General features: G+C 66.7%; 20 protein-coding genes. 6 read left to right on the top strand and 14 right to left on the bottom strand.

Translation table 11 applies throughout. The features are described 5' to 3' along the window. Positions 1–83: 83 nt before the first annotated feature. The 5 genes from EAH89_RS10695 to EAH89_RS10675 form a co-directional block, all read right to left on the bottom strand. Positions 84–983 (bottom strand): MBL fold metallo-hydrolase, encoded by a 900-nt coding sequence (locus EAH89_RS10695; RefSeq protein WP_140882802.1) that lies wholly within the window; start codon positions 981–983, stop codon positions 84–86. A gap of 101 nt (positions 984–1,084) precedes the next feature. Further along, entirely contained in the window at positions 1,085–1,822 is a 738-nt protein-coding gene (locus EAH89_RS10690; protein WP_338325526.1) for a cytochrome c biogenesis CcdA family protein, read from the bottom strand. Further along, on the bottom strand, positions 1,819–2,373 hold the full coding sequence (gene lspA, locus EAH89_RS10685; RefSeq protein WP_241666956.1) for a signal peptidase II: 555 nt from the start codon (positions 2,371–2,373) through the stop codon (positions 1,819–1,821). Before lspA ends, EAH89_RS10690 begins: the two co-directional genes overlap by 4 nt. After that, positions 2,366–4,492, bottom strand: coding sequence for a heavy metal translocating P-type ATPase (locus EAH89_RS10680; RefSeq protein WP_206667510.1), 2,127 nt, complete (start codon positions 4,490–4,492; stop codon positions 2,366–2,368). The genes lspA and EAH89_RS10680 overlap by 8 nt, the downstream gene beginning before the upstream one ends. 91 nt (positions 4,493–4,583) lie before the next feature. Beyond that, positions 4,584–4,832, bottom strand: a complete 249-nt coding sequence (locus EAH89_RS10675; RefSeq protein WP_140882800.1) for a heavy-metal-associated domain-containing protein — start codon at positions 4,830–4,832, stop codon at positions 4,584–4,586. Positions 4,833–4,926: 94 nt separating this feature from the next. Between EAH89_RS10675 and EAH89_RS10670 the strand changes: the two genes are divergently transcribed. Continuing rightward, on the top strand, positions 4,927–5,337 hold the full coding sequence (locus EAH89_RS10670) for a MerR family transcriptional regulator (protein WP_140882799.1): 411 nt from the start codon (positions 4,927–4,929) through the stop codon (positions 5,335–5,337). Between the two features lie 58 nt (positions 5,338–5,395). On the opposite strand, the gene EAH89_RS10665 is transcribed toward EAH89_RS10670, so the two are convergent. Further along, positions 5,396–6,316 (bottom strand): cation diffusion facilitator family transporter, encoded by a 921-nt coding sequence (locus EAH89_RS10665; RefSeq protein WP_140882798.1) that lies wholly within the window; start codon positions 6,314–6,316, stop codon positions 5,396–5,398. Positions 6,317–6,669: 353 nt separating this feature from the next. On the opposite strand from EAH89_RS10665, the gene EAH89_RS31750 reads away from it, so the two are divergent. Then, a complete protein-coding gene (locus tag EAH89_RS31750; protein WP_162559122.1) occupies positions 6,670–6,924 on the top strand; it encodes a hypothetical protein in 255 nt (84 codons plus the stop codon). Positions 6,925–7,495: 571 nt separating this feature from the next. On the opposite strand, the gene EAH89_RS10655 is transcribed toward EAH89_RS31750, so the two are convergent. From EAH89_RS10655 to EAH89_RS10625, 7 genes are all read right to left on the bottom strand, one after another. Then, on the bottom strand, positions 7,496–7,771 hold the full coding sequence (locus EAH89_RS10655) for a hypothetical protein (protein WP_140882796.1): 276 nt from the start codon (positions 7,769–7,771) through the stop codon (positions 7,496–7,498). A gap of 536 nt (positions 7,772–8,307) precedes the next feature. Next, positions 8,308–9,669, bottom strand: coding sequence for a sensor histidine kinase (locus EAH89_RS10650; protein ID WP_140882795.1), 1,362 nt, complete (start codon positions 9,667–9,669; stop codon positions 8,308–8,310). Next, on the bottom strand, positions 9,657–10,391 hold the full coding sequence (locus EAH89_RS10645) for a response regulator (RefSeq protein WP_140883077.1): 735 nt from the start codon (positions 10,389–10,391) through the stop codon (positions 9,657–9,659). Before EAH89_RS10645 ends, EAH89_RS10650 begins: the two co-directional genes overlap by 13 nt. 255 nt (positions 10,392–10,646) lie before the next feature. Continuing rightward, the gene (locus EAH89_RS10640) at positions 10,647–11,024 is read right to left on the bottom strand and encodes a hypothetical protein (protein ID WP_206667509.1); all 378 of its coding nucleotides are present in this window, start codon (positions 11,022–11,024) and stop codon (positions 10,647–10,649) included. Between the two features lie 69 nt (positions 11,025–11,093). Next, positions 11,094–14,336: an efflux RND transporter permease subunit gene (locus EAH89_RS10635; RefSeq protein WP_140882794.1), complete on the bottom strand. Its 3,243-nt coding sequence runs from the start codon at positions 14,334–14,336 to the stop codon at positions 11,094–11,096. Positions 14,337–14,348: 12 nt separating this feature from the next. Then, positions 14,349–15,605, bottom strand: a complete 1,257-nt coding sequence (locus tag EAH89_RS10630) for an efflux RND transporter periplasmic adaptor subunit (protein WP_140882793.1) — start codon at positions 15,603–15,605, stop codon at positions 14,349–14,351. Further along, positions 15,605–16,927 (bottom strand): TolC family protein, encoded by a 1,323-nt coding sequence (locus EAH89_RS10625; protein WP_161993542.1) that lies wholly within the window; start codon positions 16,925–16,927, stop codon positions 15,605–15,607. Before EAH89_RS10625 ends, EAH89_RS10630 begins: the two co-directional genes overlap by 1 nt. A gap of 1,299 nt (positions 16,928–18,226) precedes the next feature. On the opposite strand from EAH89_RS10625, the gene EAH89_RS10620 reads away from it, so the two are divergent. The 4 genes from EAH89_RS10620 (at position 18,227) to EAH89_RS10605 (ending at position 21,986) form a co-directional block, all read left to right on the top strand. Beyond that, complete coding sequence (locus tag EAH89_RS10620; protein ID WP_408906291.1) at positions 18,227–18,694, top strand: MerR family transcriptional regulator; 468 nt, start codon at positions 18,227–18,229, stop codon at positions 18,692–18,694. Between the two features lie 613 nt (positions 18,695–19,307). Next, on the top strand, positions 19,308–19,748 hold the full coding sequence (locus EAH89_RS10615) for a hypothetical protein (protein ID WP_140882790.1): 441 nt from the start codon (positions 19,308–19,310) through the stop codon (positions 19,746–19,748). Beyond that, the gene (locus EAH89_RS10610; RefSeq protein WP_140882789.1) at positions 19,738–20,712 is read left to right on the top strand and encodes a mechanosensitive ion channel family protein; all 975 of its coding nucleotides are present in this window, start codon (positions 19,738–19,740) and stop codon (positions 20,710–20,712) included. Before EAH89_RS10615 ends, EAH89_RS10610 begins: the two co-directional genes overlap by 11 nt. An 8-nt stretch (positions 20,713–20,720) precedes the next feature. Then, entirely contained in the window at positions 20,721–21,986 is a 1,266-nt protein-coding gene (locus EAH89_RS10605; protein ID WP_241666955.1) for a DUF2254 domain-containing protein, read from the top strand. Between the two features lie 156 nt (positions 21,987–22,142). On the opposite strand, the gene EAH89_RS10600 is transcribed toward EAH89_RS10605, so the two are convergent. Further along, positions 22,143–22,922 carry an AraC family transcriptional regulator gene (locus EAH89_RS10600; protein WP_241666969.1) on the bottom strand — a complete coding sequence of 260 codons (780 nt, stop codon included), beginning with the start codon at positions 22,920–22,922 and terminating at the stop codon, positions 22,143–22,145. Positions 22,923–22,946 lie beyond the last annotated feature (24 nt).

Genomic DNA, 22,946 nt, shown 5'->3' with positions numbered 1-22,946 from the left:
ATCCATCACTTGAAGCCAGCCACCGAGCATCGGAACACTCTCTGAGCATCCGGGAAGACCGGATTGTCTTTGAGCCCTGGAGATCAACGGGAGGTCGCCGTATCTGATGATAGAGCAGCGAAGCGGTTGATCGGCACCCTCAGGTATGAAGTGCCGTTCACTTCCGGTTCTGGCAGATGCCCGGCGCGGAGGTTTACCTGCAACGCGGCGAGCATCATCTCGGGCAGGGGTAGGCACCGGTCACGCTCAGTTCTGAGCCGGACAAAGGCGTCCTCCCCCTTGGCGTCCCTCAGGTGGATATTGGCTGCTTGCTGCTCGGCGACGGTGGACTCCCAACGCACTTCACGCCCTCCCGGGCGATAGTCATGGCCGGTAAAGAGGCGCGTTTCCGGCGGAAGTGAAAGGATCCTCTGGATGCTTCGGTAAAGCGCGCGTGCGTCCCCACCAGGGAAATCCGCCCGTGCTGTTCCTCCGTCCGGCATGAAAAGGGTGTCATGGACAAAGGCGGCGTCACCAACGACGTAGGTCACCGACGCTGCTGTATGCCCGGGAGAGAAGAGCACCTCCACTTCCAGGTCGCCAACGTGAAAGCGGTCGCCATCAGCAAGGAGCCGATGCCAGCACTCGCGCCCGTTCCTATGTATGCTGGGCAGATTATAGATCTCGGCCCAGATCTCCTGGACGACGTTAACCCGCTCGCCGATAGCAGTAGGTGCATGCAGTTGCCCGCTCAGGTAGGCGACACCGGAGAGGTGGTCAGCATGGGGATGGGTATCCAACACCCATTCCACGGCCAGTCCTCGACCGAGGATATAGTCGCGAACCTGGTCTGACGGAGTGGTGTCGATGCTGCCAGATTTCAGGTCGAAGCCGAGTACCGGGTCGATGACCATGCATTTGCCGGTTCCTGGATCCGCGACCACGTAGGCCACACTCCCCGACTGCTCGTGGTAAAAGCCCTGCACAGTCGGCTTGTGCGCCATTCGGTTTTCCTTATTCATCGCGTTATTCAGTGCAGGAGCATCACCATGCTCCTGCTCGGTGGCTCCAAGAGATGGTTGGCAGCCAGAGGTCCCAACCATGCTCATCCAATGCTCCCCAACCCGGGAAAGAGCTGGAGCATCAGGATGGCGAAGTCAGTGAGGTGGCCCGTGATCATGGCCACTCCCATGACCACCATGACGCCACCCGCTACGAGTTGGAGGACATGCCCGACGCGGCGGAGGGAGCGGAACGGGCCCCGGAGAAAGGCATCCGCAAAGGCAGCCACCAATAGGAAGGGCACGCCGAGCCCGGCCGCATAGGTGGCCAGGAGCATGATGCCGAGGTGGCTGATGTCGCTTGTAGCGGTCAACGCCAAGATGGCGCCGAGAACAGGACCGATGCAGGGCGTCCAACCAAAGGCGAATGCCAACCCGAGCACGTAGGCCGAGAGCGGTGTGCCGCCGCTGATCTTTGGCATGAACCGGAGGTCGCGTTGGAACGGCATTAACCGCAGGATGCCCGTGGTCATCAGGCCGAACAGGATGACCACCACCCCGCCCACGATCCCAGCCTCGTAGCGATACCGTAGCAGTGCTCCACTGAGAGCCGAGGCACCCGCACCCATCGCCACAAAGACAGTGGCGAAGCCCAGCACAAAGCAGAACCCGAGACCAACAGTTGCGAGGCGGCCTGGCGCTGTACGTTCAGTGTCGATCGAGCGACCGGCAACGTAGGATACGTAGCCAGGCACCAGCGGCAGGACACAGGGCGACAGAAAGGAAACCATACCCGCCATGAAGGCGGTTAGGAGGCCCGACATCTGGAGGAGCGAGTTCACGGTTCAGCTCTCAGGACCGGGTCGGTAGTTCCAGCACCTGCTGGCTCGATCCTTCCGCTGGTCAATAGCAGCAGGGCGACGCCGACAAAGATGGCCGTATCCGCCAGGTTAAAGGCAGGCCAGTGGTAACCAGCGGCATGGAAGTCCAGGAAGTCCGTCACGGCTCCATGCCGCATGCGGTCCACAACGTTGCCCAGCGCCCCCCCGACGATGAACCCGAGCGAGGCAGCTACTCCTGGGCGTCGGTCGCGCACCATCCAGACGAGAAGAACGACGATAATGACGAGGGCCATGGAGGACAGCAGCCAGGGCGCGGCGGGGTGATCGGCCGCCAGCAGGCCAAAGGTGACGCCCCGGTTCCGTCCCAGCACCAGATTGAAGAACGGGGTGATTGGGATGACCTGGGGTGGATTCATGAGATCGGTCAGAACCCACCACTTCGTCGCCTGGTCTAGGACAAAGGCCAGCAGCGCCGTGGCCGCACCCCAGGCCCAGAAAGCGCGCGGCCGGGATGGCCTCAGGGCCGCCGCTTTGGACTGGTTCTCAGCCACGCGCTGCCAATCCCCTGAAGCGATATCCGAGGAGCCGCAGAGCGTTCAGGGTGACCAGCACCGTTGCGCCGGTGTCCGCCAGCACGGCGGGCCAGAGGCCGGTAATGCCGAGGACGGTCGTCACCAGGAAGACGGCCTTCAAGCCAAGCGCGATGGCGACATTCTGGTGGATGTTAGCCAGGGTCGCCCGCGATAGGCCAACCAGGGCGGCCACGTCCACGACACGGCTGTTCAGTAGCGCGGCATCGGCGGTTTCCAGAGCGACGTCAGTCCCGCCGCCCATCGCGATGCCGACCGAGGAGGCGGCGAGCGCTGGCGCATCGTTGATGCCATCACCCACCATCGCCACGGGCGCCTGTGCCTTGAGGGCACCGATCTCGCGCAGCTTATCCTCGGGTAGCAGCCCCGCTTTGACCTGGAGGCCAAGTGCTCCCGCGATGGCTTGACCAGTGCGGACATTGTCACCCGTCAGCATGACGGTTTCGACGCCCAAGGCATGGAGCGAAGCGATGCCCTCGGCGGCGTCCGGCCGGGGCTCGTCACGGACAGCGATGAGGCCTGTGGGGACGCCGTCCACGGAAACGATGACTACTGTCTTGCCCTGGTTCTCCCACCCGGCGACCACTTCCCCGGCGTTCGCAGATAGCCGCGCCTGCTCGGCCACAAAGGAGGGCGATCCGACCGACACGCGCTTACCGGTGACGACGGCCTCGACGGCCTTACCGGGGATGGCTCGGGCATCCTTGGCCGGGCGTAGCGGGATACCGTCTGCATCTGCCCGATCCAGGATGGCGCGGCCCAGCGGGTGGCTGGAGCCATTCTCCACTGCGGCGGCGAAGCCGAGCATAGTGCGCTCTGGGCCTGACAGGGCTAGGAGGTCGGTCACGCGCGGGCGCCCTTCGGTCAGGGTACCGGTTTTGTCGAAGGCGACAGTGCGGATCCGGCCGATAGTTTCCAGGGCGCCGCCTCCCTTGACCAACAGGCCGCGCCGGGTGCCGACCGCCAGACCGGAGGCGATGGCTGCGGGCGTCGAGAGGACAAGGGCGCACGGACAGGCAACCAGCAGTAGCGCCAAGCCGCGGTAGATCCAGGTGCCCCAGTCCGCGCCGACGACAAGCGGTGGTGCGATGGCGACCAGGGCGGCCACGGCCACCGCGATCGGCGTGTAGATGGCGGAGAAGCGCTCGATAAAGCGGGCGGTCGGTGCCTTGGCTTCTTGGGCCTCATCCACCAGCCGGATGATGCGGGCGATGGTGTTGTCGTGGGCGGGGCGGGTCACCCGGACCTGCAGGGCACCCGAGGCGTTGATGCTGCCCGCAAAGACCAGGGCGCCCTCCACTTTGGGCACGGGCACCGATTCGCCGGTGACTGGACTCTCGTCGACCTCGGATTCCCCTTCCGCCACTTCGCCGTCGGCCGAGACGCGGTCGCCTGGGCGAACGAGGACGAGATCGCCAACCTTCAGACTGGCGGCGGGTACCTCCCGCGCTGTCCCGTTTTCAACAAGCAAGGCTGTCCTGGGTACCAGGGCGCCAAGCGCCTCGATGCCAGCCCGGGCTCGCCCGGCCGCCACGTTCTCAAGCAGTTCGCCGACGGTGAAGAGGAACACCACGACCGCCGCTTCGGAGGTCGCGCCGATAGCAATGGCGCCCACCGTTGCGATCGACATCAACATCTCGATGGAGAAAGGCGAGCCCGCACGCGCGGCGGCAATGGCTTTCCTCCCAAAGAAGACGAGGCCAACCAGGGCGGCGGGTAGGTAGGCCCAGTGGTCCAGCGCGGGGATGGCAAGCGATGCAGCGAACCCGGCGATTGTCAGGATGCCAATGAGGGCAGCCAGGCGGGCCTTGGTGCCCCCCCACCAGGGTTGGCGGGCGCGACTGGCTCTCTCGTCATCGACGACGGCACCAGGTTCACCGGTGGCAACCCGCGGTGGCTCGACGGGGGCGACGCCATAACCGAGCTTGCGGATCTGCTCCTCAACGGCTGAGCGGGGCGTGGCGGCCTCGTCCAGCCGGAAGGCCAGGACCTGGGCGTGGTAGTTGACCCGTATGTCCTCGGCGCCCCCGAAACGGCCGACGGCCGTTTCGATCTTTGAGGCGCAGGAGGGGCAATCCATACCCTCGACATGGTATCGAAGGACCGCTCGGGTCCCTTGGTCTAGGCTGACCGTTCCGCCGTCTGCCATCGTCCTGTCCTCTCTGCCCAGATCAGCCGAGCGGGGCGACGCGGTAGCCGAGGCCCTGGATCTTCTCTTCGACCGCTGATCGGGGCGTTGTCGCCTCGTCCAGCCGGAGTTCCAGAACCTGGGTCTTGTAGTTGACCTGGATGTCCTCAGCGCCACCCAGCTGCTCGACAGCGTCCTCGATCTTCAGGGCGCAGCTGGTGCAGTCCATGCCATGGACGAGGTAGCGCAGGTCAACCTGCGTCCCGGACGTCGTGCTTTCAGGGTTTGTCATCGCTTGCCTTCCCTTTTCGGGCATCTCCCTGCCAGTTGCTGCGGGAGACTAAGGCACCCTATATGGACCCTGTGGTCGCTACAGGGTCAAGGGAATGCTCGCCGAAAAACCGCTCAACATTGGTGCCCTTGCGAAGGTGACTGACACCAAGGTGGAGACAATCCGCTGGTATGAGCGCGTGGGGCTCCTTCCAGCACCCGCACGCACTGCTGGGAACTACCGGATCTATGATGACGCCCATCTTGGGCGATTGAGCTTCATCAGGCGCGCCCGCGACCTCGGGTTCTCCCTGGACCAGATCCGTGCCCTCCTGGACCTCGCTGAGGACCGGGATCGCTCCTGCGATGCAGTAGACGTCATCGCCCGCGAGCACCTGGGTGAAGTGGATCGAAAGATCGCCGACCTCCAGGCACTGCGCCGGGAGTTGGACTCCCTTATTGGACAATGCCGCCGCGGTAAGGTGGCGGAGTGCCACATCATTGAGGCCCTGGCTCCGTCGAAGTAGCCGAGGCGACATGACATGGTCGCGTCGCGGCTTTGTCGGTCTGCGGGCTGGGTGCGACCTATGTGTGGTCAGGAACAGTGCCCCAGGTGTCTGTCGGGAGCCCGCCGTGAGCACCCGCCAGTTCAGCCTGCACCGTCACGTGGGTGATGCCGAACCGCTCCGCCAGCATCACGCCTAGGGCGTCCTCCAGGCGGTCCTCCCTCGCCAGCGAAGGCTCCACCACGACATGGGCCGACAAGGCGACCTTGCCGCTGGTCAGTGACCATACATGGAGGTCGTGGATGTCGCCCACTCCAGCGGTCTCCCGCATGGCGGTCTCCACGGCATCAAGGTCGATGCCCTTGGGGACGCTCTCCAGCAGCACGTCGACCGCCTCGGATAGGAGGGTCCAGGTGCGTGGCAGAACCCACAGGGCGATGCCGATGCCGAGCACGGCGTCCACCCAGGTCCAGCCGGTGGCCCAGATGACCCCTGCGCCTATGATGACGGCTACTGATCCCAGGAAGTCGCTCCAGACTTCGAGGTAGGCCCCTTTCACGTTGAGGCTGCCCTCGCTGCCGCCTGCGAGCAGGCGCATGGAAATCCAATTCACAAGCAGGCCGAAAACGGCGACGGCCAGCATGCCGACGCTGCCCACCGATGCAGGTTCGCGAAAACGCTGGTAGGCCTCGTAGAGGATATAGATGGCCACCAAGAACAGCAGTGAGGCATTGAAAGCGGCCGCCAGGATCTCAGAGCGGTGGTAACCCCAGGTCCTCCGCCGGTCGGCTGGGCGGCGCCCGACCCGAATGGCGATCAGGGCGACGGCGAGGGCGAGCGCATCCGTCAACATGTGAGCTGCGTCGGAAAGCAGCGCGAGGCTGTTGAAGGCGTAGGCGCCCGCCACCTCGGCCAACATGAACGCGCCCGTCAGCCCAAGTGCCTTCGCAAGCGCGGCCGAGTTGGCGTTCCCCCCGCCGTGGTCATGACCGCTACCCATCTGGACCTCCGCATCTGCGTGACGCCGCACGCCCACTTAATGACGTCCCGGGAACCTCCAGGGATTGGTGCACGACGGGCATAGTGTGAGCGCCACAGAGCAGTGGTGCAGCCACGACTGCCAAGTGGCTTTTCGACCCGAGAGGCCGCTCGAACAGAGACATTTCGCCGTCCTCGGTGGCAAGGACAGACGTGCCTCTCCCGTTTGCCTCGTCCCTGAGTGGCACCTGACATGGAGTGACCAGGGAAACCCAGCTGGTCACCGGATTTCCCTGGCCACATCTGCAGGAGGGGACCTAACAGATCCCCGCTACTCGATCACGGTAGAGGTGGGGCGCTCTTGTCGCGGTGTCCGTGAGGATCGAGGTCGCCCGGCTTGTGGCCGGGGTGATCGTGGTGCTCCCCGGGCTTCTCCGACACGCTCCTGTCCCGATGGCCTTCCGGGTCGAGATCGCCCGGCGTGTGCCCTGGATGGTCGTGGTGCTGACCGGGGACCTCGTGGGTCGCCTGGTCACGGTGGCCGTGCTGGTCGAGGTCGCCCGGCTTGTGACCGGGGTGATCATGGTGCGGGCCCGGCTTCTCTTGCGGCATCCTCGCTCTCCTTTCTGACTGGCACCGAACTCATCGTTACCGCTCGCCCATCATGGCAACCGCAGTGCGACGCCTCGGTTCGCAAGTAACTCTGGCTCCCGAGGCGCCGTTCCGCGCCAAATTATTTACTTTTGTAAACGGCGGCCGTGCGTAGCTGGTGTGGGAAAGTGCCCATGCTACGCGGCCACCGCTGCGAGCGTCCGGGGTGCGGCCGTTCTATCGGGCCCGCCTAGTTCTGCTGGGACGGATCCTGGATGCCGGGGACGCCAGCTTGTGGGCTCGGCGGCCCGTCATTCCTGTGATCCGGGCCGTGCGGGGCCGCCGGGAAGGCCGCCGCTCCCGGAACGCCTGCGCCCTGGTCCGGGACCATAGTGGCCGGGTGTCCGGGGTGAGGCGCGGTGGGAACCATGACTTGGGGCGACCCGGCGTTCTGCGTCACCGGGGACTGAGCCAAGGCGGGTAGCGCCATCAGTGTGACGGCGAGGGCGAAGGCGTAGTTCTTCATCGAGAAATCTCCTGCGAAAGCGTGGGTTCTGGGAGCCGGGAGTCCGGGGGCAGGGCGGCCGTCTGGCTACACTGCCCGGGTGCGTCACTGACCCTGGCCGCCACCGCCGGTCGCGCCGCTCTGCTCCAGGAAGGTCTGGTTCATCCCCTGAACGCCCGGGTAGGCGGGCTGCACCGGCCGGGGACGGTAATGGTCCTCGTGTGTGTGGGGCCGCAGGTCGCCGCGGGACTCAACCTGCGTCTGGAAGACCTGCTGCGGGTAGTAGCCCTCAGCCGAAACACTCGTAGCGACGAGAGGAGCGAACAGAGCGGCCGCGAGGCCCAGGGTAGCGGTCACCTTAACCATCTTGCTGCGGAACATCTTTCTTCTCCGTGTGGAACATGGTGGTTTATTTCCACCGCACCGAGAACATAATGCGTTGAGCCCGCAAATTTAGCCGAACCAAATGTTTTCATTTGTGTATTTCGGTTCTTGTCGTGTTGATTACTTAAAATATCTGAGGTGTTGCTGGCGTGTAAACTTGAGCCGCTTGCAGTTTAGGAGCGGCGAGTCCGTATCGCCGTTAACGTGACGAGCCGCACGTCTCCATATCGGCGAGGCAGTTGATGAGGGCTGGCCCTGTCTGCGCCAGACCGGCCATCTTGAGCGGCCAAGTGCCGCCGCCGGGCAGCGTCAGCTCTATCGAGGGTGCCCGCTAGGGCACGGCAAGGAGACGGTCGCACTGTTCAACGTCGGCGGCCAAGACGCCGCGCACCATGGTGGGCAGACGACACTGCTCAACACAGTCGTCGCAGGCTGAGTCGAGGCTACCTGCCCGCCGGAGCAGGCGGCCAGGGCCAAGGAGGCTTCGACAAGCGCGATGGGTGTCATGAAGACAGCAATAACCGCGCAATCCATCACATGGATCGCGGTGCCTGCGCGGGCGTGTCGCTCCTGGCCGGAAGGCGGATCGTGGAGACGGTCCCCCGGTTGGGCTCGCTCGTGATCTCGAGCCTCCCGCCATGCGATTCGGCGATGGCCCGGGCGGTGGCCAAACCGAGGCCGCTGCCGCCACCACTGCTTCGCGCACGGTCGCCCCGGAAGAAGGGCTCGGTCACCCGCGGCAAGTCCTCAGCAGGGATACCTGGACCGCGGTCCCCGACGCGGATGACGGCTTCGCCCGACGTCGCTTCCACCTCCACCCAGGGTCGCTCGCCGTGGCGGAAGGCGTTGGTGACGAGGTTCGTGACGGCCCGCTTTAGGGCGACACGGCGCACGGTCGCGACGGCCCGCCGGTCCATCCCACGTTCCTCGACAGCATGACCGGCATCTGCGAACTCGTCGGTGATGCTGTGGACCAGAGCGGCAATGGCAAGAGGACGCGCGACCTCGCCGCCGTCCCCGCCACGAAGATATGCCAGCACGTCCGAGACCATCGTCTCCATCTCGGCTAGATCCCGGCAAAGCGGCTCGCGTGCCTCTGGCGGAAAATCGTCGGCCCGCAGGCGCATGCGCGTGATCGGCGACATGAGGTCGTGCGAGAGCGCCCCCAAGGCAAGCGTGCGCTGCCGGAAGGCGTCCCGTGTCCGTCGAGCCATCCCGTCCAGCGCCTCAGCAAGCTGCCGCACCTCGCGCGGCCCACTGGGTTCCAGGGCTGGTGACTCCTGCGCAGGGTCCATCCTAGAGACGGCATGGGCGAGTGCGGAGACGGGCGCTGCGACGGCGCGGGCGGCCAGTCCAACCGCGACGAGCAGCGCTAGGCCAAAGGCGGCCGAGTAAAGGTACAGCGCCTTCAGCTCCGCCGAGAGCAGGTCAAAGGTTCTCATCTCGATGTCGATCCATGAGCCGTCGGCGAGGCGGGCGGAGGCGACGATACCGATGAGGTGCTCAGTGTCGGGATCGAACCGTCCCCCCTCAACCCGAAAGCGCCTGGCGACAGCGACCAGGGATTCTGTGCGTTCGGAGATCCGTCTGGCGGCGGCGCTCAGCGGGCTCTCCACCATGGCGGACTGCCCGGGCGAGCGGCGGATATCGAGGCCCGGTCGGGAGATCGCCTGGGCGATGCTGTCCTGGGCATCAGGAGGGGCCGCAGCGACGGCGTCGAGGAGCGTCGCCAGCCGCTGGGACAGGAGCTCCTCCGTGCTCCAGTCGACGGAGTGGCGGAGGAGGTAGTCATGGACGCCTACCATGGCGCCGAAGAGGACCCCAAAGCCAAGCAGGAGGGCCGCTACCGTCCGGGTCGCGAGCGTCTCGGGAAGAAGCCTCCTCAGCTGGACCATTCGACCGGGCTCGTGAACATGTACCCGGCGTTCCTGACTGTTTTGATGAGGGATGGGCGTGCCTCGGCGCCGGGGAGGGAATCAAGCTTAGACCGCAGGCGACTGACCTGGACGTCCATGGACCGGCCGCCGCCGCCGTAGGGGCGGTTCCGGGCGAGGTCGAGGAGCTGGTCGCGGGTGAGGATGCGCTGGGGACGCTCCACGAAGGCCAGCAGGACGTCGTACTCGCCCCCCGTCAGGTCGACGCCGACGCCGTCGGGCTGGAAGAGTTCCCGCCGTCTCGTGTCGAGCGACCAGCCCGCGAAGTGCGCAATCTCACGTCTCGCGGCTGCGACATGACCTTCCCTGCTGTCACTCCTCCGCAGCAGGGCCCGTATGCGGGCGACCAGCTCGCGTGGCTCGGGTGGCTTCACAATGAAGTCGTCGGCCCCGAGCTCCAGGCCTGTCACGCGATCCGACGTCTCCCCGAGGGCGGTCAGCATGATGATGGGCATGTCGCCCTGAGCGCGCAGACCGCGGCAGAGCTCGAAGCCGGACCGCCCAGGGAGCATCACGTCCAGTAGCACGAGGTCGACGGGTGCCGAGACGAGCAGCCGCTCCATCTCAAGGCCGTCGCACGCTCCGCTGGCGCGGAAGCCGCTACGGCGGAGGTGCGACAGGAGGAGTTTGCGCATCTCCTCGTCGTCCTCGACCACGAGGACGTGGCGCCCCTCGCCAGACAGGGGCGGCTCTGCCGGGAACGGGCTGCTGTGCGGGGGCTCATCCTCCGCGCCACCAAGGATTCTATCGCTCACCGTACGCCTCCGGATGTCCGTCGCCCGGTAGGCACGGCCAAGCCCTGCCGGGGCCCGTAAAGGGCTCCGGGGTCTCTCGATCGCGTCTGCATCGGACGCTCCCCAATCCTTCGCCGCCGCGTCGAATGGCGTGGCGGCAGGCGCCCGCCCTGGATAGGGCGGACGATCAAACGGGCCGCGGGATCAGAACCGCGCCTGGCCACTGCGGCCAGCGGGGTTCTTGATCTGCAGCGTAATGGACGTACCACGGGCGACGGGGGCTGCCGCCGTGCCGCTCAGCGTGTTCTCTGCCCCCGGGGCGAGCTGGACGACCTGGCGCGACTGTCCAGAGCCGACCAGGGCCGAGGCCGTGTAGCCCGAGGCCGCCACGGGCTTTCCGGCCTCATCGTAGAGGTGGATCGTGAGCGTGCGCTCCGCGGTCAGCAGTTCGGCATGGACGCCCACCACGTCCTGCATCTTCCCGCCGTGCGGGCCTTGGTCGCCGTGGCTGTGCGACTGCTGCGCCATAGCGCCCGTGGAGAGCGAGGCGGCCGCTATGGCCGCAAGGATGGTCCTACGCACGTGATAGATCCCTTTCGATAGAGGTGGTTTGGTCCGGTGGCCCCTCTTCGGGAGAGACCACCAGCACGGTTACTCGGCCGGAGCGTGGCTCGCCCCGGCCGGAGCTTCATCCGTTGCTGGCGCCTGCACCCGCCCGAACTTCAGGTAGAGAGCGGGCAGCACCAGCAGGGTCAGGAGGGTCGCGGTCATCAGGCCGCCGATGACCACGGTTGCCAGCGGCTTCTGGACCTCGGCTCCGGCACCTGTGGCAATGGCCATAGGCACGAAACCCAGCGACGCGACGAGTGCCGTCATGGCTACGGGCCGCAGCCGGGTCATGGCGCCCTGGTAGACCGCGTCCCGCAGGGACAGGTGCCCTCGAAGGATGAGGTCGTTGATGGAGGTCGCCATGACCAGCCCATTCAGCACCGCCACACCCGAGAGCGCGATGAACCCGACCGCCGCGGGAACCGAGAACGGCATGTCTCTCAGCCATAGGGCGAGAAGCCCGCCCGACAGGGCCAGCGGCACGCCGCTGAACACGACGAGGGCGTCCCGCACCGAACCAAGTGCCGCGTAGAGCAGCACCAGGATCAGCAGGAAGCACGCGGGCACCACGACGGTCAGGCGTTCCCGAGCCTTGGCCAGGTTCTCGAACTGGCCGCCCCAGGTGATGGTGTAGCCGGGCGGCAACTGGACCTCGCGCTCCACCCGCGCCTGCGCCTCAGCCACGATGCTGCCAATGTCGCGACCGCGCGCGTTGGCTTGAACGACGACGCGGCGCCGTCCCTGCTCGCGGCTGATTTGATTCGGCCCCTCGACGACGCGGAGTGTTGCCAGTTGCTGCAGGGGCACCGAGTTCGCCGGGCGGCCCGCCACGGGGGGCAGTGGCACGGGCAAGCTGCGTAACGTCTCGAAGTTGCCCCGCAGGTTGTCCGGCAGTCGGACCACGATGGCGAAGCGCCGGTCGCCTTCGTAAACCATCCCGGCTTCCCGACCACCAATGGCGGTGGAGATCACAGCCTGCACGTCGGCGACGCTGAGCCCGCGCCGGGCGATCTCGGTGCGGTTCACCGTGATCTCCAGGAAAGGCAAGCCAGTCGCCTGCTCCACCTTGACGTCCTCCGCGCCTTCGATGCCGTTCAGGATGTTCGAGATCTGCCCGGCCACCTGGAGCATGGGGCCGTACTCGTCGCCGAAAACCTTTACGGCCAAGTCGCCGCGCACACCCGCCAGGAGCTCGTTGAAGCGCATTTGAATGGGCTGGCTAAATTCCAACGCGTTGCCGGGGATGCCCGCGACGGACTGTTCGATGCGTTGGACCAACTCGGCTTTGGAAAGGGAGGGGTCCGGCCACTGGTCCCGGGGCTTGAGGATGATGAAAGTATCGCTGGCGTTGGGCGGCATCGGGTCGGAGGCGACCTCGGCCGTGCCGGTCTTGGAGTAGATGACTTGCACCTCCGGGATCCGGGAGATGCGGCGTTCGAGCACAGACTGCATCGCCTGAGACTGCTGCAGCGACGTGCTCGGGATCCGGAGCGCCTGCATCGCCAAGTTGCCCTCGTCCAGGGTCGGGATGAACTCCTGACCCAGGCGGGAGAAGAGGCTGAGGGATCCGGCGAAGAGCAGCGCTCCCACGACGATCACCGACACCGGCGCACGCAGGGCGCGGCCGAGTGCGGGCGCATACAGGTTTTTGAGGCCTCGGACGATCCAGACATCTTTCTCCTGCACTCGCCCCGTGATGGCGATGGCGATCAATGCGGGAACCAGGGTCAGGGAAAGCACGAAGGCGAACAGGAGCGCGATGATGACGGTCAGCGCCATCGGCACGAACATTTTGCCCTCGACGCCCGTGAAGGTGAGCAAGGGGGCATAGACGAGGATAATGATGGCCTGTCCGTAGAGGGAGGGCCGGATCATCTCCCGGGCGCTCTCGGCCACGGTCCGGAGGCGTTCCTCCAGGGTGAGAAGCCGCCCCTTCTCGTGCTGGCGCTCCGCCAGATGACGCAAGCTGTTCTCGGTTATGATGACGGCGCCATCGACAATGAGGCCGAAGTCGAGCGCACCGAGCGACATGAGATTGGCGGAGATGCCGCCCCGGACCATGCCGAAAGCGGTCAGCAGCATGGTCACCGGGATGACAAGAGCGGTGATGAGCGCCGCCCTGATGTTGCCGAGCATCAGGAACAGGATGACGACGACAAGTAGCGCGCCCTCACCGAGGTTCTTGGCCACGGTGTGGATGGTGGCGTCCACGAGGATGCCGCGGTCCAGGACGGTCGTCGCCTCGATGCCGCGTGGCAGGGTCCGGGCCAGCTCGTTGACCTTGGCGTGGACGGCTTCGGCGACGAGGCGGGAGTTCTCGCGGATGAGCATGAGCGCGGTGCCGACCACCATCTCCTGCCCGTTCCCGCTCGCGCTGCCGGTCCGCTGCGCCTGACCGATGACGACGCGTCCGACGTCACGGAGCAGGATGGGCACACCCTCGCGGGTGGCGACCACGATCTGCTCCAACTCGGCCACGCTCGTCACCCGCCCACCGGACCGGACCACAAGGCCCTCGCCGCCACGCTCCACGTAGCCCGCGCCAGTGGAGACGTTGTTTCGTTCAATGGCCGTGCTGAGGTCCGAGAAGCTCAGGCCCAGCGCGATGAGACGCGCAGTGTCGGGCTGGACGACGTATTGTTTGTTGTAGCCACCGATGGCGTCCACGCCCGCAATGCCGCGCACGTTTCGCACCTGCGGCCGGATGATCCAGTCCTGTACCGTCCGGAGATAGGTGGCGCGGTCGGCCTCGGTGGTGAGGCGCTCCTTCTCCGGCGTGAGATAGCTGCCGTCCGCTTGCCACCCGGGCTGCCCGTCCGGCACGACGTCGCCCTGCTTCCTGGGGGCGAAGTTCACCGTCCACATGGTGACCTCGCCCAAGCCAGTGGAGACCGGACCAAGGCGAGGCTCCACTCCCTCCGGCATGGCCTCCCGCGCTTCGATCAGGCGCTCCAGCACCTGCTGGCGGGCAAAGTAGATGTCGGTGCTCTCCGTGAACACCGCGGTGACCTGCGAGAATCCGTTACGGCTGATCGAGCGCGTGCTCTCCAGGCCCGGGATCCCAGCCAGTGCCGTTTCGATGGGAAAGCTGACTTGCTTCTCGATCTCGTAGGGCGAGAGCGAGGGCGCCAACGTGTTGATCTGGGCCTGGTTGTTGGTGATGTCCGGTGTGGCGTCGATAGGCAGGCGCGCGACCGACCACGCGCCGATGCAGGCCGCGATGACGGCGAGCAGGACGACCGTCCAGCGGTTGCGGACGGAGAAGTCGAGTATGGGGCCGATCATGTCAGGGGCTCCTCAGTGCGCGTGCCCGGCTTCGGACTTGCTGAGCTCAGCTCGGAGCGAGAAAGCGTTGCGCACCGCGATCTCCGTCCCGGCGTCGAGCCCGAAGATGACCTCGAACCCTGTCGCGTCCTCGCGCCCGACCTCGACCTCGCGCAACTCGAAGCCGTCCTCGTTCCGCACGAAGACCACCTTCTTGCCCTCGACCTCCTGGATAGCGTCACGGGGGACCAGCACGTCCACTGGTTGCTCGGCGGTGGACAGGTGGGCTGTGACGAAGCCGCCCGGGCGCCAAGTGCCCTCCGCATTCGGGATCTCGGCCACTGCCCGGGCGGAGCGGGTTTCGGGGTCCAGGACCGGGCTGAGAAAGACGATCTTGCCTTCGGTGCGGGCGTCCCCCTCGCCGGTGACGAGCACGGCTTGGCCCTGGCGCGCCATGGGCAGATTCCGGGGTGGAACGGCGAGCTCAACCCACAGGGCCGACAAATCGGCGACGGCGAAGACCTCGGCATCGGCGGCCACTGAGGCCCCGAGGACCGCGTTACGGGCCGTCACCCGCCCAGCTATGGGTGCCCGCAGCTCCAGGCGCCGGAGCGTGGCGGGGGGCTGGCGGGCCAGGGCGGCGACCTCCGCCTCGGAAAGCCCGAGTGCGGCCAGGCGGGCGCGACCGAGGTCGACCTTGATACGGGCCTCCTCGGCCGCGGTGCGGGCCTGGAGGAACTCCTGCTCGGCCGAGATCCGTTGGCGCCAGAGACGGGTCTCGCGGGCCAAGGTGGTCTCGGCCAGGGCGGCCGAGCGGGTGGCCGCCAGGAATTCGCTCTTGGCGTCCGCAACCTCGCGGCTCTCGAGCACGGCCAGCACGTCGCCGCGGGCGACCTCCTCGCCCAGGGTTTTGCGGACCTCCGCCACGATGCCTCCAAGGCGGGCCGTCACCCGCGCCTGCCGGTCCTGGCTAGCCGCCAGAACGCCAGGAACGGCCGCACGGGTCACGAGGACGCCGCCCTGTACAGGGGCGACCTCGATGCCTGCGGCCTCAACTTGCTCGGCCGTCATCTTGATGCGGCCTTCCTCGCCGTGCTCCTCGCCCTCGGCATGGCCGTGGCCGTCGCCCTTGGGTGCTGCGGCGGGAGCAGGAGCTGCCGCCCGTGCTGCCCCGGCAGGCGGAGAGGCCATTCCCAGCAAGCTGCGGCCTTTCTCCGGGATAGAAGGGAAGGCCATGGCGAGGGCGAGGCCGCCAACGGCGGCGCCCGCCAGCAGGGTCATGCGGAGCATCAGCGGGCACTCCCGTTCGGGGTGTTCACGGGCTGAGGGGACACGGCGGGCAGATTGCCCCGCAGGCGCTGCACCTGGGCACGGAGGGCGTGGAAGGCTTGAATCGCTTCCACGAGCTGGGCACGGGTGTCCGAGAGCGCCCTCTGGGCGTCGAGAACCTCTAAGAAGCTGAAGCGCCCCTCGCCGTAGCCGAGGGTCGCGAACCGGGCCGCCTGCTCAGCCGATGGCAGTGCCGTGCGCCGAAGGGTGTCGACCGACCGCCAGGCCAGGGCGAGGCGCTGCTCGGCCGCAACGAGGGTCGCAACCAGGATATTGCGGCCGCGCTCGGCCTCGGCCTCGGCCCGAGTCAAGTCCGCCTGGGAACGGGCAATGCCGCCCTGGTTGCGGTCATAGAAGGGCAGCGGGATGGAGGCACCTGCCACGAAGGCCGTTTCATCGCTGCCGCCGAAGCGGCGCACGTCCCCGGAGATGGTCACGTCGGGCACGGCTGTGGCGCGCTGAAGGGTCACGTTCGCTCGCTGCTGCGCGATGGCTGCTTGCAGCCGAGCGAGTTCCGGGCTTCCCGCGAGGCGGGCCACCGGGTCAGCCGGGGAGGGGCGTCCAGGGTTAGGCCCGATGTCGTCGAACCAGGGCTGCCGCTGGGCGAGTTCCACACGGGGGACGCCGATGAACACGGCAAGCTCCCCCAGGGCGATCTCGACCTCACGCTGGGCCCGTTCAGCCGCGATGTCGGCCGTGGCACGGACCACCTCGGCGCGCTCGGCCTGGAGCAGCGGATCGCGGCCTGCCTCGACCCTGGCGCGAGCCGCCCGGAGCGTCTCGGCGGCCAGCCGCGCACGCTCCCGCTCGACGACCACCAGGCGCCGCGCCGCCTCGGCGGTGGCTAGGGCGGTCACCACCTCCCTGGCGATCTCGAGCCGGGCGCCGGTGAAGTCCAGTGCGGCCACTTCCCCGCTGCGAGCGGCCAAGTCGATCCGGGCGCCCCGCTTTCCGCCGAGCTCGATGCGCTGGGCAAGGCCGACGGTGCTTTCCAGAGCGCGGAAGCTGCGGTTCTCCTGACGGCCGCCGAACCCTCCAAAATTTTCGAAGCTGCTCCTCAGCTCTGGGTTAGGACGCAGGCGTGCCTGGAGGGCATCCGCCTGTACGGCCTGTCGGGCGGCTCCGGCACCGCGGAGGGCAGGGGAGACGGTGAGAGCGGCCTCGACGGCCTGCTGGGGCGAGGCAACGGTGAGGGGCGCGACGGGCGGGCGGGTGTCCTGCCCGAACGCCAGGACCGGTAGGACGGATAGGACCGCCGCGAGCCGGGCAATGCTGAGCATCATGAGGGCTCCTGGAATGACGCGCCGAAGGCCGGGCGGCTGGCTCCACCGCCAAGGGCAACGAGCCGCCGGAGCCGACCAGGAAGGGCATCCGTTCGGCTGCCAAGCAGCCTGGGCAGCACTCGCTCTACGCCGACCGGCCGGGCTGGCGCGCGGTGCGGGACCCGCGTGCATGGTGCACCCGCATCGGATGTCCTCGTCCAGGCGGTCCCGAGATCCCTCGCGCCGCGAACTTGACCCACCAGGAGGGCGGACGCGGATCCTGCCTGATTGTCCCTCCGTGTGCCGACCATCGAGCTAACTCCTGCTGATGGCGCCCGAGATAGGTCCTCCAGTGACTGGAGGTTCAAGGGGAAATTGGCGCACGGGCTCGGCTGGATTGGTGATGATGCCGTGCCCGGCCAGACGGGCCGTAGCGGTGATGCCCTGCAATCCACGTGTGGCAGGACCGTGATCCAGCTTGTCCAGACAATTGCTGGGATCCGGTTGCCCGGAGTGAGACGGACTGGAAGAGCGCGAGTTCTGGCCGCGGATGCGTCGGGAGTACCAGCACCTCGTACAGGCGCAGGTGCCTTAGGAACGGCGAGAACTGCCGCGCCCCTGTGAACTATGGATGACATGGAACCACCTAGGATGACGGACCGCGAACGGACCGGACACCGCATCCCTCAGGGAGGGGTGGGCCGAACCGACAGGAAGCTACGTTCCGTCAGGCGCGAGGTGGTTTTGGCGGCAGTTCCGTCAGCCCAGACACGAGCGTCCGAAGGAGCGCCCCGTCCAGGCTGGTTTCGGGGTGGGTAATGGCGGCGGCCACAAATACGAGCGTCGGCGGCAGGGGTACTACCTTGCCGCACAGGTGGTGGGCCGCATGGCACGGCAGAGAGTCCGGCTGGATGGGAGCGTCAGTGCGATCCCCATTCGACATCACGGCCCCGGTAAGACCGGTCGGCTCGGGCGCTGGCGAGGCACCCACCTCCGTGGCGGCGGCGACCGAAAGCAGCATGAGCGTGGCCATTAGCACCGAGAGGGCTCGGCGGAGGATGGTGGCGACCAGCGATGTCGGGCGGACGATCATGCTTGTGGTAGTCTAACGCAGTCGTAATCCAGTGTCAGCCACCGGCGTGGGGACATCTTGTCCGACGCTTCTGATTGGCCCAGGCAGCAGGGTGGTTCCCTGATGCGAGGCGGGGATGCCCTTCAGGTCGACAGAGGGGGGCTGGAGACACCACTTGTGGGTAAACGCAGCAAGCCGCGAGTCCTCCGACACCCTGGACGCCAGCGGCGCTCGACCAGGAAGACATGATGGCAAGGCTGACGATTGGCGAGTTGTCCCGGATGACCGGGGTAAAGGCGACCACGATCCGCTGGTACGAGGCGGAAGGCTGGTTACCGGCACCCTCCCGAACTGAAGGCGGCCACCGGGCGTACACGGAAACCCATCTCCGGCGTCTGGGCTTCATCCGGCACTCCAGGGAACTCGGCCTCTCTATGAACAGCATCCGTGTGCTGCTGGACCTCGCTGACCGGCCTGGGGACGACTGCTCGGCGGCGCACCGGATTGCGACGGCGCAGATCGCCGAGGTGGACGCCCGGATGCGCCGTTTGGAGGCCTTGAGGGGGGAACTGGAGCGCATGGCGACGAGCTGCGCCGGTGGTCAGGTTGGGGAGTGCCGCATCATTGAGACGCTCGCGGACTTCAGTCATGGGCACTGTGAGGACCCTGGCCATGCCAGGGAGGGCACCCCTCTAATCGGGGCCGGATCCCAATGATCTTCTAGTCGTCGATAGCGAACCTAGAGATCACCTTGGAGTGGTTGACCTCCAAGATCTCTCCCTGGTGATCCAGAGCGAAGGTGTGATGCAGCCCAGGACGGCATGGCGCTGTGACCGGCATCCTGATTCATCAGGTGGACTGGCTACCACTGAGAAGCCGTATCCCGAACCCGCGCCGTCGAGCGCGCCGCAGAATGAACTATGAACTATTCGCTTTAGCGAAGCGAAACGGACGCGGGATGATCCTGCCTCGGCAGTGGCGGCATGGACGGATTGTGGGCTGATACAGAGACCGGTAAGGACTTCCTGAACTACGTGCCTGCCCCTAGGCCGAGCAGACGCAGGGCGCCAAGGCGAGGCACGCGGGTGCACAGTCAGGGCTCATGCTACTCGCGGCCGCTTCTCCGAATGCTCCACTCGGAAGTGACATGCCGCTTCCAGCTAAACCCTGCCACGTGTCTTGGACAAGTCAGGCCTCCATGAGCCCCGTCCAGCTGTCGAGGAACATCACCTCTCTCCCACCCCCCTGGACTGAACTATCCCGGCACAGTGCCGTTGCGACGGGCAGCACGGGATCCAGGCAAGGCTCTGCCCGGCGTCGGGAGAAGGCATGGACAGAACCGGCAAGGCGCACGCGCTCGCCTGGGCGCTCGCGGTGGCCCTCCTGGCCGCGAACGTGGCGGGCTACGCCTTTGACCTCTATGCCGCTTTCTCGTGGTTTGACCGGGTGCTTCACGCGGCCACGATCCTGGCTCTGACCTTCTGGCTTGCAGTGATGGTTCTCGGCGACGGCGTCCGAACGGGGCAGGCCGTCCTCTTCGTCGTGCTGATCGCCTCTGTTGGCGTTGCCATCGGCGCGCTCTGGGAGGTGGCAGAGTGGGTGTTCGACCACGTCGCCCCTGGGAACGTCATCAAGGGCAAGGACGACACGGTGCTCGACATCATCATGGACACCATCGGAGCCGTAGCTGCCGCGGCCCTTGCCCTGTGGTTCCGGCCAAAGCCAGCAGTTACCGCGACGATGGTAGGGGGTACCCACCATGTTCGCTGAGGCCACCCACCGGATAACCGAACTCGGCGCCTCCGCCCTGGCGATCGTGCCAGGGCTGCTCATCGGGCTCCTCATCTTCGGGGTCGGCCTGCTGGTCGCGCGTGGGATCCGGGCGGGGGTGCGGCGAGCGCTCGCGTTGCGCCAAGCCTCGGCCGACGTCGCGGGCGTGCTCGGGCGCATTGCTGGGGGCGTGGCGGTCCTGATCGCCTTCTTGATCGGCGCCTCGGTTGCCTTTCCCTCAGTCTCGGCGGCCGACCTGTTCAACCTGCTCGGCATCGGCGGCGTCGCTATCGGCTTCGCCTTCCGCGACGTGCTGCAGAACCTGCTCGCGGGCATCCTCATCCTGCTCACTCGCCCCTTTCGCATCGGCGACCAGATCCGCCAGGGCGATGTCGAGGGCACGGTGGAAGACGTCTGGGTGCGGGCGACCGTACTGCGGACCTACGACAACCGACGCATCCTCATCCCCAACGCCTCTCTGTTTACGGCCCAGATCGAGGTCATCACGGCCTATGAGCGGCGGCGCCTCTCCTTCCCGCTCACCATTGGCAACGGTGACGAGATCGCCCTGGCCCGGCGCACGATCGTCGAGGCCCTGCGAGGCGTCCCGGGCGTGCTGGCCGACCCACCGCCCGAGGCGCTCGTCACCGGTCTTGGCGCGGCGGGGGTGGACATGCAGGCCCGGTTCTGGATCGACCCGCCGCGCAGGCGGGAGGCGGTGGACGCGCTCGACGGCGCCATCGAGGCGGTCAAGGACGCGCTGACCGGAGCGGGCGTGGACATGCCCTATCCGACCTCGCAGGTCCTGTTTCATGATCAGACTGAGGAGACGGACGGAGACCGCGCCCGTCAGCGCGAGGGCTGGCCCGCCAGGGGCCGCGAGGTGCCGCGCTCCCGCTTCGCTGTGCAGGAAGAATCCCGCCGGACTGAGGGGAGGCGTGAACCCCGCCAGGACGCGCGATGAGCACCGCCTTGCGCGAGCGCCTGGAGGCGCTCGGCGATGCTTTTTGGCTCCGCCCGGCGATCCTTGTCTTTCTCGGCCTCCTCCTCGGTGAGGGGGCGGTCTGGGCCGAGCAGTCGGACTGGGCCCGGTCCCTCCTGCCCGCGAACTGGCTATACGCGGGGGGCGAGGCTGGCGCCCGGGCCCTGCTCGGTGCCATCGCCACCTCCACCATCGGTGTCGCGGGTACGGTCTTCTCAATTACGGTCGCCGCTCTCTCCCTGGCCTCCGGGCAGATGGGGCCGCGGCTGCTCCGGAACTTCGTCCGCGACCCGGGGAACCAGGTCGCGCTGGGGGTGTTCCTCGGCAGCTTCGTCTACGCCCTCGTCGTGCTCCGCACCGTGCGCTCCGTGGACGAGGGGACCTTCGTGCCCCATCTCGGGGTCACCGGCGCCCTTGTTCTCGCCCTCTTCTGCGTTGCGACCCTCACTTGGTTCGTCCACCACATCGCCTCGGGCATCAACGTCGAGACCGTGATCGGCACTGTCCATGCCGAGCTGAAGGAGGCGGTCGACCGGCTGACCCTGGACCGACCGGATCCGGCGCCACCCGGTCCAGCTCCGGCGGGCCAGGGCATCGCTGGAGAGGAAGGCGGCTACCTCCGCGCTCTGGATGAGGAGGCGCTCGCGGACTGGGCGGCGGAGCGGGGAGCAACACTCAATATCCTCGTCCGGCCGGGTGACTACATTTTTCGCGGCGTGCCCGTGGCAGAAGTATCACCGCCGGAACTGGTGGAGGAGGCGACCGAACAGGTGCGGAGTGCCCTGAGCCTCGGCGACCGGCGGGCAGCAGCGCAGGACCTGGAATTCGCTGTGCGCCAGCTCGCAGAAGTCGCCGTCCGCGCCCTCTCACCAGGCATCAACGACCCGTTCACCGCCATCGCCGTGCTCGATCGGTTCGGTAACGTGCTCTGCGGCATGAGAGACCGGCATCTGCCGGGTGGAGTCATCCTCCGTGACGGGCGCGCCGCCCTGTTCCACCGCGTGGCAGACTATGACGGGCTGCTCGATGCCATGTTCCACATGATCCGGCAGAATGGATCCGGCTCTGCCGCTGTCCTTCTCCGCCTTATGGAAGTCCTCGGAGCCGTGTTGGTGGTGGAGCAGGCGGCAGAACGCCGCGCAGGACTGCGCCGTCACGCCGACCTCTGTCTCGCCGCAGGGCGGCAGAGCTTGGGAGAGCGGGATGCGGTTGAGGATCTCGAGACACGCTTCAGTGCCCTGGCGCGGATTTCCTGATGAATAGGTGGCGTCCTCCACCATGCGGGTGCTGCGAGCGATGGGGTTGTCGGTGGCGGCTCGGGTGACGCGGACGCACCAAGCCACCGAGCAGCCAAACCAAGCGGGCCCTCCCCGTTGCGTACCGAGGCCTGTGCGATGGCAAGGGAGCAGAGGTTATGTAGGGTTCGGCATGACCAAGGCTGCTGCCCACTGGCCTGGCGAGAGGCCATAGGCACGCTTGAACTGCCGCGACAGATGGCTCTGGTCCGCAAAGCCAGCACTGGCCGCGGTGTGGGCTAGGGGTATCCCGCGCGCAATCAGCCCGCGAGCGAGATCCAACTGCCTCATGGTGCGGAACCGACTGGGACTGGTGCCGAATGCCGCCCTAAACTTGCGCGCAAGTGTCCATCGGTCCAGTCCGGACAGATGCTCCAATGTCGCAATTGATGGCCACGCTGCGGGATCAGCGGAGATCCGGTCCCGGACGGCATACAGCGCCCGGAAAGGGAGCATGGATGACTGGCCTGGAGTACCTAATCCCACCATGAGCAGGTCAGTGATAGCAGTGATCGCATCGACTCGACCGAGATCGTCCAATGGCCGGTTCACATCCCATAGACCTGCTAACCGACCTCGTTGAGCGTTTGTCAGATTGAGCACGGGGTCCGCTATGAAGGGTAGCGGGTGTCCACCTACGGCCCCTTGCACCAGAGCAGGGTCGACATAGGCAATGCGGTACCCGAACCCAGCCTCACTACCTGCTGCGCCGTCGTGCAACTCGTCAGGATGCAGGACATGGCACTGGCCTGGTAGGCAACGCCGCAACACGCCGCGGTACTGGAAGGTCTGAACACCCGCGAGGGTGACGCCGATTGCATAGGTATCGTGTCGGTGCGGTGCAAAGGCCCGGCCATGAAAGCGGGCTTCCAACCGTTCGATGCCCTGAGCACCCATTCCGATCCTGACGGACGAACGGTT

The sequence above is a fragment of the Muricoccus nepalensis genome (assembly GCF_006438825.1).
In the GTDB taxonomy this organism is placed as follows: Bacteria; Pseudomonadota; Alphaproteobacteria; order Acetobacterales; family Acetobacteraceae; genus Roseomonas; species Roseomonas nepalensis.
Note: the sequence above shows the minus strand (reverse complement) of the source record. Positions and strands in the feature narration are given on the sequence as shown.